This window comes from Elusimicrobiota bacterium (genome assembly GCA_026388155.1).
Classification (GTDB): domain Bacteria; phylum Elusimicrobiota; class Elusimicrobia; order Elusimicrobiales; family UBA9959; genus UBA9634.
This window is the reverse complement of sequence record JAPLKI010000018.1, coordinates 42231-57720: the sequence shown is the minus strand read 5'-3', so window position 1 is coordinate 57720 and position 15490 is coordinate 42231. Positions and strand designations below refer to the sequence as shown.

General features: G+C 52.9%; 15 protein-coding genes. 7 read left to right on the top strand and 8 right to left on the bottom strand.

Going from position 1 to position 15490, the window contains the following annotated elements; all coding sequences use genetic code 11:
- Positions 1-25: 25 nt before the first annotated feature.
- Genes NTX59_07915 through NTX59_07905 form a run of 3 tightly spaced genes read left to right on the top strand, consistent with a single transcriptional unit; the run spans position 26 to position 2941 of the window.
- Positions 26-1066, top strand: coding sequence for a DegT/DnrJ/EryC1/StrS family aminotransferase (locus NTX59_07915; GenBank protein MCX5785600.1), 1041 nt, complete (start codon positions 26-28; stop codon positions 1064-1066).
- A complete protein-coding gene (locus tag NTX59_07910; GenBank protein ID MCX5785599.1) occupies positions 1020-2120 on the top strand; it encodes a radical SAM protein in 1101 nt (366 codons plus the stop codon). Before NTX59_07915 ends, NTX59_07910 begins: the two co-directional genes overlap by 47 nt.
- Before the next feature lie 2 nt (positions 2121-2122).
- A complete protein-coding gene (locus NTX59_07905; GenBank protein MCX5785598.1) occupies positions 2123-2941 on the top strand; it encodes a polysaccharide deacetylase family protein in 819 nt (272 codons plus the stop codon).
- On the opposite strand, the gene NTX59_07900 is transcribed toward NTX59_07905, so the two are convergent.
- The 3 genes from NTX59_07900 to NTX59_07890 all read right to left on the bottom strand — a co-directional run bounded on the left by NTX59_07900 (position 2888) and on the right by NTX59_07890 (position 6357).
- The gene (locus tag NTX59_07900) at positions 2888-4690 is read right to left on the bottom strand and encodes a radical SAM protein (GenBank protein MCX5785597.1); all 1803 of its coding nucleotides are present in this window, start codon (positions 4688-4690) and stop codon (positions 2888-2890) included. The genes NTX59_07905 and NTX59_07900 overlap by 54 nt on opposite strands.
- A 1-nt stretch (position 4691) precedes the next feature.
- Entirely contained in the window at positions 4692-5381 is a 690-nt protein-coding gene (locus NTX59_07895) for a hypothetical protein (protein MCX5785596.1), read from the bottom strand.
- A 157-nt stretch (positions 5382-5538) separates the two neighbouring features.
- Complete coding sequence (locus NTX59_07890; protein MCX5785595.1) at positions 5539-6357, bottom strand: U32 family peptidase; 819 nt, start codon at positions 6355-6357, stop codon at positions 5539-5541.
- A 155-nt stretch (positions 6358-6512) separates the two neighbouring features.
- Between NTX59_07890 and NTX59_07885 the strand changes: the two genes are divergently transcribed.
- The 4 genes from NTX59_07885 to NTX59_07870 all read left to right on the top strand — a co-directional run bounded on the left by NTX59_07885 (position 6513) and on the right by NTX59_07870 (position 10736).
- A complete protein-coding gene (locus NTX59_07885; GenBank protein MCX5785594.1) occupies positions 6513-7442 on the top strand; it encodes a radical SAM protein in 930 nt (309 codons plus the stop codon).
- Between the two features lie 64 nt (positions 7443-7506).
- Positions 7507-8664, top strand: a complete 1158-nt coding sequence (locus tag NTX59_07880; GenBank protein MCX5785593.1) for a radical SAM protein — start codon at positions 7507-7509, stop codon at positions 8662-8664.
- Complete coding sequence (locus NTX59_07875; protein ID MCX5785592.1) at positions 8649-9989, top strand: radical SAM protein; 1341 nt, start codon at positions 8649-8651, stop codon at positions 9987-9989. Before NTX59_07880 ends, NTX59_07875 begins: the two co-directional genes overlap by 16 nt.
- A gap of 27 nt (positions 9990-10016) precedes the next feature.
- On the top strand, positions 10017-10736 hold the full coding sequence (locus NTX59_07870) for a polysaccharide deacetylase family protein (protein MCX5785591.1): 720 nt from the start codon (positions 10017-10019) through the stop codon (positions 10734-10736).
- Between the two features lie 598 nt (positions 10737-11334).
- Here NTX59_07870 and NTX59_07865 read toward each other — a convergent pair.
- From NTX59_07865 to NTX59_07845, 5 genes are all read right to left on the bottom strand, one after another.
- On the bottom strand, positions 11335-12297 hold the full coding sequence (locus NTX59_07865) for a radical SAM protein (protein ID MCX5785590.1): 963 nt from the start codon (positions 12295-12297) through the stop codon (positions 11335-11337).
- Complete coding sequence (locus NTX59_07860; protein MCX5785589.1) at positions 12285-13529, bottom strand: glycosyltransferase; 1245 nt, start codon at positions 13527-13529, stop codon at positions 12285-12287. Before NTX59_07860 ends, NTX59_07865 begins: the two co-directional genes overlap by 13 nt.
- Before the next feature lie 164 nt (positions 13530-13693).
- On the bottom strand, positions 13694-14035 hold the full coding sequence (gene hxsA4 / locus NTX59_07855) for a His-Xaa-Ser repeat protein HxsA4 (protein ID MCX5785588.1): 342 nt from the start codon (positions 14033-14035) through the stop codon (positions 13694-13696).
- Positions 14036-14051: 16 nt separating this feature from the next.
- Positions 14052-15167 carry a hypothetical protein gene (locus NTX59_07850; GenBank protein MCX5785587.1) on the bottom strand — a complete coding sequence of 372 codons (1116 nt, stop codon included), beginning with the start codon at positions 15165-15167 and terminating at the stop codon, positions 14052-14054.
- Entirely contained in the window at positions 15164-15484 is a 321-nt protein-coding gene (locus tag NTX59_07845) for a hypothetical protein (GenBank protein ID MCX5785586.1), read from the bottom strand. Before NTX59_07845 ends, NTX59_07850 begins: the two co-directional genes overlap by 4 nt.
- Between the last annotated feature and the right edge of the window lie 6 nt (positions 15485-15490).

The window sequence follows — 15490 nt, the reverse complement described above, 5'->3', positions numbered from 1 at the left end:
TTTACTTTCTTGAAACCGGAAAAATATGAGCGGAATATTTGACCCCTACCGCATTGACGCGCTGCTGGCCGGAGAGGAAGCGGCCGAGGCGCGTTCGCTTGAACGCATGGGCGCGGAACGATATATAGCCGGCCTGGGCCGCGACCTGGCCCGGCTTTCCGGCAGAAAACATTGTGTTTTTACGGACAGCGGAAGAGCCGCTATTGCGGCGGGGCTGGCGGCGCTGGGCTCGGGGCGCGGAAAAACCGTGGTTTTAAACAATCTCACCCACCATTCGCTGCTTGAAGCCGTACTAAAAAGCAAGGCCAGACCCCTGCCTGTGGAAGCAGGGCCCCGAACCTTAAACCCCGGCTCCGACAGTTTTAAAAAACTTGCCAAAGACGCAGACATACTTTTATTGGCGCACATGTTCGCCTGCGGCGGCGATGTCAGAGCTATAAAAACTCTTTGCCTTGAGCGCGGCATAAAAACGCTTGAAGACGCCTCTCAGGCCATAGGGCTGAAATACGCCGGAAAGCCTTTGGGAAGCTTCGGTGACATAAGCGTTTTATCTCTTTCCCCGTATAAACCGGTTTCCCGCATGGGAATAAAAGCCGGCGCCTTATTATTTGACGACGACAAATATTACCGGCTCCTCCCCCCCGGCGCGCCGGAGCTCCCGCCCGGCCTTGAAGCCGCAGCGCCAATGCTGAAGGTAAAGCTGAAAAATCTCCCGCTCATTCTCCTTGACCTGAAAGGATCGAACGCCCGCTTCAGGGCGCGCCTTAAAAAAATACCGCAGCTGCGCCTCGCCGGCGCCGGAGCGGCCGCGCAGGAAATACCGTTATTCGTGAATAGCGGGTCCGCGGCCGGTCTCTCGGCCTTTCTTGATAAGGCGGGCATAAAGCCTGAAAGGAAATACACCCCTTTCCACACTCAACTTGGGCTTGCCGACAGCTCATACCAGGTAAGCGCACTTTACCGCGAGCGGGCGCTGCACCTGCCGGTTTATTGTAAAATGACTGAAAGCGAAATTGATTATGTCTGTAGCGCCATCGAAAGATTTTTCAAAAAACGCCGGGCCTGACCCCACCACCCGCTTCGGGACCACAAGGGCCCGCCAAAGTCGGGTAAGCAGGTGGTGGGGTGACCCGCGCTATATAGCCATTGACCTCACTTACAGGTGCGGCTTCTCCTGCCCTTTCTGCTTTGTAAAAACCAACAAGCTGCGCTCCGGCCCCGGAAATGAGCTGTCCCTGCCGCAGCTCAGGGCGTTTATTGATTCTCTGAAAGGAAAACCGCGCCAGTTCTACCTCACCGGCGGAGAACCGCTGCTGAGAAAGGACCTTTCCGGCATAGTTTCGCACATAAAGAAACAGGGGCATTCAGTACTTATAACCACCAACGCCTGGCTGCTTGACCGGCAAAAAGCCTTTTCCCTGGCAAAAAGCGGAGCCGATGAAATTGTGATCTCCCTGCACGGGCTGCCGCACGAGCACGACAAAATTACCGCGGCAAACGGCTCTTTCTACCGCGCAGCGAAAGCTATCCGCCTTCTGCGCATGGCCGGCAAAAACGGCCGCCCGGCCATAAATATATGGTGTACTATAAACGCTGCCAACCACGCGCGGCTTCACGAGCTGTATATATGCGTCAAAAAGCTCCGGCCCGACATAATAGCCTTTAATCACCTGGAATTCGCGCGCGCCGCGGACATTAAAAAAACCGGCGCTATTTTAGGGAAGGTAATAAAGCTCGAACCATCCCAGAGCCTGCTTAGGGGGCTAAACAAGGCCGCGCTCTGGCGCCAGCTACTTGAAATAAAAAAAGAAAAAGACCCAAAAGTTAAGTTTTACCCGGACCTGGCCCTGAAGGATTTTAGAAAATGGTATTCTTCCGGCGAATTAAAAAGGAAAAGCGGTTGCTGCTCCGGCCAATGGAACTCTCTCTGGCTCTCCCCCGGCGGGGAAGTTTTATCATGTCAGCCGCTCGGCCTTAAATTCGGCTCCATAAAAGACAGGGCTTGGCGCAAGGTTTACGATGGCCGCGCTTATAACGAATTCAGGGAAAAGCTGCTCGCCGCCGGCGGCTTTCTTCCGGTCTGCTCGCGCTGCGGGCGCGTGCCCTACACAGGTTCCTGATTATGCTGAACGCCGTTTCGGTTGACGTGGAAGAATGGCACGACACCGTGCTTTTCGGCAAAAGTGATGAACTGCGCGGCCGGCTCACGGCCCTGCCGGAAAACACGCTGGAAATACTTGAGCTTTTCGACCGTTTTTCCGTTAAAGCCACTTTTTTTATTCTCGGCTCAGCGGCTCAAAAATATCCCGACACGGTAAAAGCCATAGCGCGCGCCGGGCACGAAATAGCCAGCCACGGTATGACGCACGCAAGCGTTAACTCGCTCAGCCTGGAGGAATTTGAAAAAACCGCGGCGGACTCAAAAAAACTGCTTTTTGATATCTCGGGTTACGCGCCCGTGGGTTACCGCGCCCCCACCTTCTCCATATATTCGCGGGAACGGGCCCATATGGAAATACTTCAAAGAGCCGGGTACAGCTACGACTCAAGCCTTTATCCGCTGAGAATTTTTTCGGGCAGAAAAATACCCCGGGGGCCGCATGAAATCCTGCCGGGGTTCCGGGAATACCCGCTTTCGGTGGCGCGGTGCCCGCTGCCGCCCGTCCCCTTTTTAGGCGGAACTTTTTTAAGGCTGCTGCCGCTTAAGTTTATCCATGCGAACCTGCGCCGCCTTAACTCCGCGGGCCTGCCCGGAATGCTGTATTTTCACACCTGGGAGATGGACCTCAAGGCGCCGCCGGTCCCCGCCTGGAAGCGGGCCGTACAATTTTCAAACCTTTCAAGTGTGCGGGAGAAAATAGAGCGGCTTTTTGGCGGGTTCAGCTTCTCAACGGCGCGCGAAGTGCTTGACGCGCGGAGGACGGAATTTTCCCAGAAATGACGTGGTCTTAATAGGCAAAAAGATACGCAGGTCTTTTTCCTTGCTGAAGCTTGTCCTGAAATCCCCAAGGAAAAAGTTTAAATTATAGGGCCTGAATTTAAGGGTTAAGATCCGGACCATTTTTCTGATCAGCTCTTTATTCTCGTGCCCGAGCTTATCATAAAGGCACATCAGCAAATACAGATGTTCATTCCCTATCGCCCTGAAAGTCGCGATGGAGTCTATTTTACCGGCGACAGCTTTCGTAGACTCAATGATTTGTCTGTTTTTCTCCTCCCACTTCAGCCCGCCGACCTCGTCAAATTTTAAAGAGTACTGTTCCACGATCCGGTACAACGGATAAAAAAAGTTCATGAACTGCATGGGCGGATAAGGGACCACCTTAACCCCGAATTTTTCCTGTTCACGGTAGAATCTTGAATTGGGATATAAATAAAAAGGATTAAGCGTGTATATGTCCACAAAATCCTTAATACTGTCTATGGAATTTACGGTGGCTTCCACATCCCTCGGGCTCTCGGTGGGAAATCCCGCGATCAGTTCGATATGGTTCCAGATGCCTATTTTGTGGGAATATTCAAGGTACTTGCGGGCCTTCTCGACCGTAACGCCCTTTTTCACATAATCCAGCAGCCTCTGGCTGCCTGTCTCCACTCCGAACGTCAGCTTTACGGCCCCGGCGGCCTTCATTTTATCGAGCAGGCGCTCGTCCATCATCCTCAGGTTCGCGCAATCGAACCATTTAAGGTTTAATTTGTATTTGATCATCCTGTCACAAAGCTCTTCGGCGAATTTATAGTGATTGTTAAAAGAGGAGTTCACAAAATAAATTCCGGTGGCGCCTTTTTCTTTCAGTCCGGAAAGTTCGTCTATGATCTGATCCGCGGATTTCATATCCGAAGGCAATTTGTTGTTGTTTTCACAAAAAGCGCAGGCGCCGGTGCAGGTAAGCTCAAAAGCATACGGCACAACCAGGTATTTTTTATCATTTTTGATCAGTTTTTTGATAAAGGGGAAATTTGAATTATAGCTGGCAAACAATTCGCGGTCGCGGACCCTGTATTTTTCAAGGATATGATCCTCATAATGAGGGCGCGGGGCATAAGGCCTGCGGATCCCGTCGCCCTGATAATTCCGCAATTTACCGCCTTTTCGCGCGACAGTTCCGACAAGGCCGGCCTTTTCTCCGGCCGCGTCCTTTAAGATCTCCAGAAGAGCTTTTTCCCCCCATTCGGCATATACGCCATAGTCAAAACAGGGATATCTCCTCATCAGATAAAAAAACGCCTCTTTCGGCAGGCCCCTGTAGCCGATGACCGTTTTCGCCTTGAATTTCTTTTTGACCGCATACGCCATCAGGGCGGAAAAATTTATTATTAGCGGCTCCGCTCTTATATCGACCAGCGTTATCCCCACAAGATCGGACCGTTTAATATCCAATCCTTTAAGGAACATCTCCCCTATCCGGTCATATTCAGCCAGGAGTTTTTTTGAGGCTTTGCCGTTTACGTATGAACCCACGGAATCTTTATCGTATAAAAGAGACAGCTGTTTCCGGCTGAACAGATATTGTATTCTGTCGAACCAGTCTTTTTCCGCGTCAATTTGAAAAACCTCGTGGCCGTTTTTAATTAAAGCGCCGGCAAGCACGGCGATGGTCATGTTCGGCGGAGGTATCGGCTCCGAGATCTTCTGTTCCCCGGGTGGATATATCAGGGTAACTTTGAGCGGTTTTTGAGGCGAGTCCATATCAATAAACCGAAGGCTGGTAAACTATCCTGTCTATATTCCCGTTCTTCACCGGCTTTCCGCCGTCCATAAAATATCCGCAGTTTAAAAGGCGCAGCGGCCCGGGCATAAGCCTGCTTGTCAGCTTTTTCCCCGCTCCAAAGCAGGTATAGCGGCATTTTTGGTCCACCCAGTGTTTTTCCCATGGACAAAACCGGGTGACGGCCATGTACGAGTACGGGATATGGTAAGTGCAGGACACCCCCTCGAACCGGCCGTACCTGACCGGCAGGTCCGTGGAGTCGGCCTCTATCCGTGTTATCCCGTTCTCAGCGAGGAACCTGGCTATGAAAGCGTCGCGGGAAGATTTCAGGACATTGCCCAGTATTCTGCCAAGGGAAATTTGCGCCTTGGAGGAGTATTTTTCCCGGATCAGATGTATAAGCCCCAGGTCGTTGGCCACTATCTCCAGCCTGCCGTCCCTGCCGGAATATTTCCGTATTATCGCCTCTATACCCCTGAAAGACCTGTCGGTCAGGAACGGGGTTACGAGGACCACGCGTTTTTTAAAGGTCTTTAAAGCCCGGCCGAACTCCTCCGGGCCGGGGAGCAGGTTCCGGCAGAATTCGCTGCCGAGGTATATCAGATCGTTCTTTAAACCCGAATACCTGGCGAAGAAGCGCCTGCCGTTCAATATTATTCCGGTCTGCATTATTTTCAGCCTATGGCTGTGCCGTATCGCCCCACCACCTGTTTATTTGCCGAAGGCAAATCTCAGATTTGCAAGCGGGTGGCGGGGTCAGGGGCTATGTCCCGCTCTTTTGGATTAATGTTCAGCCCAAAAGGGCGGGGCTATGCCCTTCAGACGGTCAAACCCTGCTGCTGCTGTAAACGTTTTTAAAAAAATTCCTGAACTCTTTGCGCGAAACGCCGCCGTCCAGCAGGCAAAGCAGGCGCCTGGCATCACCCAGGAAGCTCTTCAGCCCGTTGAAATCCAGCGTGCGCGGTATCTTCAGGTATTGAACTCCGGCCCGGTGGCCGTCATACATTATATCCGCAAGCCCGGAAGCGTCCGGGGAAGGCATGGTAAAATAGCCGCCTTCGCTGTCAAGGCGTATCTTGCACGGCTTATAATCCCGGCTCCAGTCGCAGAATTTGCACAGCGGGTCCACGTTCTGGCAGAAGTGGCTGGGGTAATAGAACATTTCGGTCTCTATGCCGCACTTGTTCTTTATTATCTTCCCGGCCTCGGCGGGGGGCAGGTGATAGGGTAAGATGACCCTTTTTACGTTGTATTTCTTGAAAAATTCAAGCGTCCTTGAGTTGAAGGCCAGGGCCAGGCTGCTGAGTATGTAATAGCTCTTTACCCCGTAATTCTGAAGGTACTCTATCAGCGACACGTCTTTTACCACCAGCCCCCCGACGCCGCGCTCGACGATCTTTTTCGCCTTTTCCGCCAGCTTCGGGTATTTATCCGGGGCGCCGGCCTCGTTTATCAGCAGCAGGGACCTTTTCCCCTTCTTTTTAGCCAGGTTTATGATCTTGAAGAATTCCCTTTCGTCCCGTATGGACAGGGAATCCCGCCTGTGGTTCGGGATGTCCACGAGGCCGCAATAGATCTCGTCAGCCCCGTTGGAAAAAAGCCATTCGGCCTCTTTGAAATTTTTCGCCCCGGCCACTATGATCATAATGAAAAGGTAAATAAACCGAAAATTTCCGCCTTTGCGAATATTATATAACTATTAAGAAAATATTAATCAAAGCATAAATAGCGGGCTATGGTCACAACTCAATCTTCAATGGTAAAATGTAAAGAACGGCTGTTTTAAAGGCAAACTCTCTCATGTACACACGAATAGACATAAAGATCACTTTCAGGTGCAACAATAAATGCGATTTTTGCGCCCAGGGACACAAACGCGATATGTACGCGGACCGCACGAAGGCCCGCGTTTACGCGGAACTGGCCGCCGCTTATAAGAAAGGCGTCCGCGGCGTTGTTTTTACCGGCGGGGAACCCACGCTGCATTCAAATATAATAGACTTCGTGGCAAAGGCCAAAAAGCTAGGATACAAAACCATACAATTGCAGACCAACGGCCGGGCTTTCACTTACAAAAGCCTTTTGGAAAACCTTAAAAAAGCCGGGGCCAATGAAATTGGCCCCTCCCTGCACGGGGCAAAACCCGCTACGCACGACGCCCTTACCCATTCGCCCGGCAGTTTCATTCAGACCATCACGGGCATAAAAAACGCGGCTCAGATGGGTTTCAATGTGATAACCAACAGCGTAATAACTTCCCTTAATTACCGCGAGCTGCCGGAGCTGGCTTCAATTCTGGTTTCCCTGGGCGCCAGCCAGTACCAGTTCGCGTTCATCCACATAGTAGGCACCGCCCTGGAAAACAAAAAATGGATAGTGCCCCAAAAAACCGACATAATGCCCTGGGTCAAAAAGGGCCTTGATGTCGGCATAAAAAACGGGGTTCCCTGTTTCACGGAAGCCATACCATTCTGCCTGATGAAGGGCTACGAAGCCTGCGTAGCCGAACGCATGATACCGGACGGCCCGGTGGCCGACGCGGATAAATTCATAGAAAACTACGGAGAGTACCGCAGAACGGAGGGCAAAGCGAAGGGCCCGCGCTGCCCCGAATGCAAGTATTTTGAAATTTGCGAGGGCCCCTGGCGGGAATATCCCGGAATTTACGGTTGGAAAGAATTCGTCCCCGTCACCGATTTTAAAAAGCGGCGAATAGTAAATAGAAAATAACGAATAGAGTAAGAAACTCCACCCCTAACCTCTATACGCTATTCGCTAACCGCTCTTAATTCATATGCCCAAAGACTGCTACGAGATAGTAACCAACTATAACTGCGACCTGCGCTGCCGCTTTTGTTCACAGGGGGATTTCAACCCCGCGCTTTTCAAGCCGCTTAAAACCGCGATAGCCGAAATTTACAAGGCCAAACAACTGGGTTACAGGCGCCTGGGGTTTTCAGGCGGCGAGGCGCTGCTCAGGCCCGAGCTGCCGAAACTGATAGGCGCGGCCAGACATCTGGGATTTAAATTCATAAGGCTTCAAACCGACGCCGTAAGGCTCTCCGACATGGCTCTGGCGAAAAAACTGGTGGACGCGGGGCTCACCCTCTGCAAGTTCACGTTCTTAAGCAGCAAAGCGGCGGTGCATAACCGCCTTACCGGAAAAAAAGGCTCTTTCGCGCGCAGTCTTGCGGGCTTAAAAAACATGCGGACCCTTAAAGCGGGCCTTGGGGTAAACATACTCATCAACCGCCTTAACTGCCGCGACCTTGTTGCCACTCTCGATTTTTTTCTAGACCAGGGAGTTTCAAGCTTTGTGCTGATCTACCCTATTTATACAGGGAATATGGCCGAAAACGCCGCCGAACTCGGGGTTTCCCTGGGCATTGCGGCGCCCGAGGCCATAAAAGCCCTGGACCGTTTCAAGGCCCTCGGCCTTATTAAGGAAATAAAAGTTTTGAATATCCCCCCCTGTCTGCTTGGCCCCTATAAGGACCGGGCCGCCGGCCGCTACAAATTTAACACCGTGGTTTCAACGCCCGCCGGAGAGTCGTGGGACCTGGACGAAAATGTAAAGCGGGAAAAAGTCCGCCTGAAAGAGTGCCGGGCCTGCCGGCTGCGGCGGCGCTGCTTCGGAGTTGACAGGCGCTATTTTGATTTTTTTCCGGCCGGCAGCGTTTATCCCGCCGGGGATCCGCCCCTCCCAAGGGGGACTGCGGCCTCCGCCCCCGGACGCGTTTACCTGAACAACATGGAAAAATGTTTTATGGAAATACTGAAAAAAGAAAGCCGCGTGTCCACAACGCGCGCGCTTGAAATAGCCAAAGGCCTGCCGCTCTGCCACGACTGCAGGGACGGCGCAAGCGTCCTGTCCACCGGTCAGATATTAATTAAAAAAGGCCTTGTCTCGCGCGAATTCAAGGGCGGAAAATATTTATGGGCTCTGAAATAAAACTTATAAAACCTATGGCGGGGGTAAGCGCGCTTATTAACCGGAAAGAAAGAACGCTATGCATCTCCGTGCGCCCCGGGCGGACGGAACTTGAAACCGCGCGCGCTTTCCTTTACGGGGCTCTTAATACCTATGAAAACCGTTTCAGCGTTTTTGTAAAAGGCGTCCCCTTCTGCTTCCTGCCGGATGCCTACGACCATATTTTGCGGCCGAAATCGTCCCGGCGCAAAGCGGCAAGGCTGGATATTTGCTCCCGCTGCCGCCTTAGCCGGCTTTGCCCGGGCCTTGAGCCGGGTTCTATTTTCCTGGGCCCGGCGGGTATCGGCCTTAAACCCGTCCTTGAAATCCCGCTGGAAATAGTTATTGAAGTGAACCGTCGCTGCAATCTTGCCTGCGCCGTCTGCTCCTCCGGTTCCCTTACCGCCAAGCTTTCGCTGCCTGAAATACGCTCTCATCTGGCGGCCGCGCGCGCGCTGGGAGTGAAAAACATCCGTTTCACCGGCGGAGAGCCTTTCCTTCATCCCAAAATTTTAGAGGCGCTGGCCGCGGCCAAAAAACTGGGTTTCTATGTGCTGGTGAACACGAACGCCACCCTGCTGGACGCCAAACTGATAAAGAAGGCCGCCCCATTTATAGACAATATACTGGTGTCCATGCAGGGCTGCGACGCCGAAAGCGAGGCCGCCGCCACCGGGACGCGCGGCCTGTTCTCAAAAAAAATAAAAAATATCCGCCTGCTTCGCCGCTCCGGCATAGGGGTTTTGCGGCTTGGAACTGTTATTTCAAAAGAGCTGATAACTAATTTTGAAAAATACCGCGCTTTAGCTGAAGGCTTGAAGGCAGAAATATGGGAGCTTTACAGGCCCATGGGGTCAAACACCAGCCTCCCGAAAGAATTCCGGATAACGCTAAAAGACCTGCGCCGCCTGGTCCGCCGCCTTGAGCCGCGCCTGGGGCTCAAGCCGCGGACACTTTTCGCGAACCCGGTCCCGTTCTGCCTTTTTAAAAAAAGGCAGGCCCCGCTTTTTCTGGGAGCCAGTTTTGACGACGGTCACACCCGCCTGGTGCTTGACCCGCGGGGTTTTTACAAGCCGAGCTATTACATTCAAAAAAAACTGGGCGCGGAACCCTTTAAAGCATGGAACAGCCGCCTTTTGAAAAACATAAGCGGCCCGGCCCGGCTTCGCAGCTGCCGCAGCTGCATTTTCCGATTAAGATGCCTGGGCGGCAGCCGTTTCATGGCCCGGGCGGAGAGCGGGAATTATTCAGGAAAGGACCCGTACCTTAAAGATAGTCACAAGTTGCAGGTCACAGGTCACAAGTGACGGACGGATAAAACAACAGATTAAAATATGATTAAAAAATTTTATCTGCGCGACGACGACGCCGGGGCCGCGAACGCGCGTTTTATGAAAACCTTCCGTCTGCTGAAAGCGGAGGGGATGGCGGCTTCATACGCCGTAATTCCGGCGGAGCTGAAAGAAAACCTTGTTGGGTTTTTAAAAGCCGAGGCCCGCGCCGGAACGGTTTTTGAAGTTCTCCAGCACGGCTGGACCCACAAAAACCGCGGTTCACGCTGGCTCAGGCAGGAATTCGGCAACCTGGCCCCGGCGGCCGCTCAGAAGCAAGATATTTTAAAAGGTTTCAAGCTGCTCAAGAAAAATTTCGGGAAGCTTTTTACTCCGGTATTCGTGCCGCCTTTCCATGTGTACAATATTGACACCCTGCGCGCCGCAAAAGCGGCGGGGCTTAAGGGATTTTCCGCCAGCAAAAGAATACCGGCCGGGGGCCGGGGACTTTTTTTTATAACCGCCAATATTGACGTGAATGTTTACGCGCCGGACGGACGCCCAATGCCGCTTAATTTGGAACGCCTGAAACAAAAGACCATAAACCGTCTGAAAAGCCGCGGCGACATATGCGCCTATTTTCACCATGATACTTTTGACGCGGCCAACTTCGCGGTTTTTAAGGCTTACCTGTCTTTTTTGGAAGCTTTGAGGGCGCGGGGGCTGATAGAATTTTCGCTTTTTAAAGAAGCGATTACGCAGATTAAAGATAAATTACACTGATTTCTCCCGTCTTCCACTACCGCCCCAAAGTGGTTGCCGGCAGATTCCCTTAGCGCTCCAAGACCGGGTTTTGAAGAAGAATCCCGTGGTCTTGCGCCGGCTCCGGAACGCGCCGGCCCGCATAGCGGGGCGGCTTGAACGGTCCTCGCCGTCCTAAATGATAAGGATTCGCTCCAGACCACGGGATTAAACCCTATAAGGAGCGCTAAGGGAACCCACCGGCAACCAAATGCTCTGTTGATTTTTTTATATGGTGTCCCCGCCCTTTTAAGGTAAAGCATAATTACCCGCCAATAATGAATAAGAGTTGTTTTGTATAAGCCGGTTGCGGCCGATGGGCGGGCAACCGCGCCGTATCATCAATAAGGGCGGGATTATCTATAACATAGCAAAGCCGCTACTATAATCTGCGCGGGTGACGGGGAACTGGATAAGCAAAACGCTCCGGAGCCCGACGCTTGCAAAGCGCGGAGGGCGAGGAAGCGAAGGGCGGACACGGTGTGTCCCGACCCTGGTTTTGCGTTCCAGCTCCCCGGCAGGCCCCGCGCCGACATAGGACAGGCCGCTGTTTAAGGTTTCAGGTGTCCCATTGCGGAAGTCAGGAGACCCTGAAAATATCAAAGCGGTGGCAGCAGCGCGCGCATAAATACGGCAGGCCGCCGGAAACGAACTTTTTCTTTGCGGCAAGTATTTTTTTCCAGCTGAAATCGTTCACCGAAGAAACTTTGCGGGCGGCCAGCACGCACATCCTTATTGAGCCGTCCGGCTCAATATTAACGCTGTCAAGAATACGGGCGCAGGAGCCTTCAGGCCTTATATGTCCGTTGTAATACGAATCGATCATTTCGCGTGTCATAAGAGGTCTGACTTCAAAATGGGTTTTGCCTCCGGCCGCAAGCGCGGAGATGCGCTTTAATCCGTCTCTCACAAGCCCCGCTTTCAACCTGTAACTTTCAATCACCGGAGTGATCGGAGCGCAGCTTCCCCGCGCCATCTCGTTTTTTTTAAGAAATTGCAGATTCTCAAAGATCACCCGGTCGGCCCCGGCTTTCACCGCCGCGCTGAAAACCGCGGGCAAAAAGCCGGCGTTTTCCCGGTTAATAACGCAATTTACTATCACCTCGGTTTTCCCGCGGGCGAGAGCGCTGAAAGTTTTCATGTTTGAAATTATTTTTTTATAGGTTCCTTTAAGCCCCGTGATCCTGTCGTGCGCGGAGGCAGGACCGTGCAGGGAAAAAATGACATAATCAGGCGGATTTTCTAGCAGGCGCAGGGCGGCGCGTCTGTCGAGGAGCAGGCCGTTGGTATTTATCCCGCAGTCATGGCCTTTTTTCTTTGCCAAAGCAGCTATTTCAAAGATATCATCCCTTAAAAACGGCTCTCCTCCGCTCAGATAAAAATGGGTTTTTTCACGGAAGCCTTCAATAAAACCCGCGATAGTTTTAAAATCCATTTCGGGGCCCGGTTTGTTTAAAACCCCGAAATGGCGGAGATAGCAAAAATCGCAGGCAAGATTACAGCGCCAGGTAAGCTCCAGCATGACCGTTTTTATTTTTTGCATGGCAAAAGATAATCCAGCGTGTTTTCAAGCCCGTTAAACCAATTTGAGGGAACGGGATCGCCGCTTGAGCCCGTCCCGGCCATAGCGCGTTTAATTTCAAGGGCAAGGCCCTTCGGCGTCAGAGTGCAGTAGTCAAGAACCGCGGCTCCGCAATAATCACGCAAAAGCTCCGCCCTGGCCGCTTGATCGCTATGCTCCCTGCCCGGCGAACCTTCATATGGGATAAGCACGGCCGGTTTGTTGAAATAAAGCATCTCATAAACCGAGCCGCCGGCGGTTCCGACGCAAACCGCGCTTGAACCGATAAGGGAAAACAGATCCGGGCGACTTTTTTCGAGAGAAATGTTTTTTAGGCCGAGTTTTTTAATAAGTTCCGCCCAGCGCCGCATATGGAACGCGCCGGAAGCGGGGCCCGCGCATATTTTCATTTCAACTCCGGCGCCAAGCAGTTTTTTGGCGCGGATGGCGCAGGTAATTACGCGCGGAGAAGTGGAGCCGCCCCCGCGCTGAACCAGCACAAAACCGCGGGGCCGCGGCTTTATTTTTTCATGCGCGGGAGGCAGCACATAGCCGGTAAAAAAGACTTTTCTTCCCAGCTTAAGAAAAGCCCGCAGAAATTCTCCGGGAGAAAGCCTGCGCTCGCGCGCTATGTGCCTTGCCATGCGGCGCAGATCGGCGCCCCCTGGACAATGCACAAGGAGCTTGTCGTAAAACAAGGCGGCTTGAAACAATTCGCCGAGACGGGAGCTCGGATGAGTAAAATAGGGCAGGGGGACGCTTGCGGCTATTTTAATTTTTTTTTCACGCGCGTATGCGAGCAGTTTGCCGATTTCAGGCGCGCATTCAAGCCTGCCGAATGGAAAAAACTCGGTTATAAGCCAACAGGGCCCGAGCCTGCGAAGCTCTGAGCGCATGATAGCCTGGCGTTTTTTAAGGGATCTTTTTTTAAACGGCGGAAGGATAATTACGCGCGCCCGGCGGCGGAGGTCTTCAAACGGATAGCCCGCGGCCCGCTCGCAGAAAAGAGACAGATCTTCTTTTTTTAAGCCCCGGCCCCGGAGGCCTGAAATAATGCGCAAAAGGTGAACGGCATGGCCTATGTCGCGGTTGGAATTGAAATAATAAAAAGCGAACTTCGGCCGTCTGATAAGCATAGCCCCGCGCTTTTGGCGCAGCGGGCCCCGCACTTTGGGTTCGGCAGGTTTGGTCGTAAATTTATGTCCGGCTTGCATGGTGTCCGTTCTGCGGCCAAAAGAGCGGGGCAAGTATTGCCGAAGCACGGAAAATTAAAAGGTGATAGAAACTAAACTTAACCCGAATTCTTCAATTGAAGAATTCGGGTTAACAAAGATACGGGGCTCCCGGCCCCCGGCCCTAAACCCTATCCCCTGCCGTCCTAGTACGAGCCGTGCGAGCCGTGCGAGCCGTGCGAGCCGTGCGAGCCGTGCGAGCCGTGCGAGCCGTGCGAGCCGTGCGAGCCGTGCGAGCCGTGCGACGCGTGCGAGCCGTGCGAGCCGTGCGAGCCGTGCGAGCCGTGGCTCTGGTGGCTTACATGGCTTGAGGCGGTGAAATAATTGCTGTGGAAAGTGGTCTGCGCGGCCGCCTGATCCACCATGGCGGCCCCAAGAATTCCCAAAGCAATTCCGGTTTTCACGATATCCGCGTCCAGCATTTTCCCCTCTTCGCTGTTCAGGAAAAGGCCTATATTTTTCTTTATGCGTGATTTTTTATTGGTCATAAAAATACCCCCGCTGTTATTTGCCCTTTGTGGCGCGGATGCTCTTATTTATGTCTTCCATGGTCTTTTGTTCTTCCTGATGCATTTTTGCCTTTTCCGTCTTGAGCCTTTCTTTTTCGGCAAGATCCATGGCTTCTTTTGCCGCCCACGCCTTTGCTTCTTCCTGCGTAAGTCCCGGCGGGCCCTTGACGGTCTTAATAAGCTGGGCAAGGTCTCTGCAGTAAGCGCGGCTCAGTTCTTTTAAAATGCCGCCGCAGGGGGCCTCGGTCCTTAAGATATAGGCCCGGCAGAAGTCTTCATCTGTCCTGGGACATTTATCGGCTTTCCCCGACTGTATCGCTTTATAAACCTCGTAGCGCCACAGGCATTGAGAATCTCCGCGGCAGTCGTTTCTGCCGGCGGGAAAGAATTTCCCGCACATTTTCGCCTGTTCAGGTTTAACATTTTTCATCAGTATTGGACAAACATTTTCCATGCCCTTGGCGGCCGCGTCGCAAAAATCCGTGCCGGAAATAGACGGGATATTTTCAAGGGCGCCCTCGGCGACCGTCAGCTGGCAGGGTGAATTGTCCGCGCTTTTTCCGGCCATAAAACCCAGAAAAGCGATTTCCGTATACCCCTTCCTGCAGGCGTAGTCCGGGCTCTGTTCAAAAGCGATCTTTACCTTCCCGCTCGTTCCATCGGCGGGCAGATTATCACAGAACGACACGTCATGCCTGGCAAAGGCGGCGCAGGTAAAGTATTTGGAGAGCAGGCTGTAAATCTGCACACTTTCCCCGGCAGAGAACCCCCCCGTAGGGAGAGCGGTGCCCCATATCTTTCCATGGCTGCTGAGAATGTCGTTCATCGCCCCGTCTTTGCATTCTCCCCGCTGGAAATCTTCCCCCTTGATAGTGGGCAGAGGACCGTAGGTTGAGGATGCCCCGCCGGCTGCCGGCATAGTGAGGGGGTGCTGCGCGTCATACGCGGAGACGGCGGGATTTCCGGCCGGCAAGGCCACCCCCGCGGTCCCTGAGCCCCCGGTCGCCGCGGGCGGCGGGATAACGCCCGCCTCTTTCTTTTTAAGGAAATACTGCAGCACCAGCATAACGCCTAAAATAAGAACGATCGTCAATGCTCCCCATTTCTTCATTTTTTTCCCCCTGACTTGATTTTGTCGCCGCAGGCCGCAAGCAAAGCCTTGGTCAGCACTATACGCGCGAGCCTTGAATTTTTACGTCCCAAATCCATACGGCATTGCTGGTTCAGGGCCTCATTTATGAATTCCCCTCTCAGAGCGGCCATGCTCTCCTCTCCGTCGCCGAAAACCGCCATTGTGCCTTGCGCCGTTTTTTTCAAACTGACGCCCAGCCGACCCGAAAACACTACAGCGGCCAGCTTTACCGCCTCAGGAGAGTAAAACCGCGCGTCAAAAAAAACGCCGTTCGTTTTTATTTCTTTCTTTTTCACCGTAAT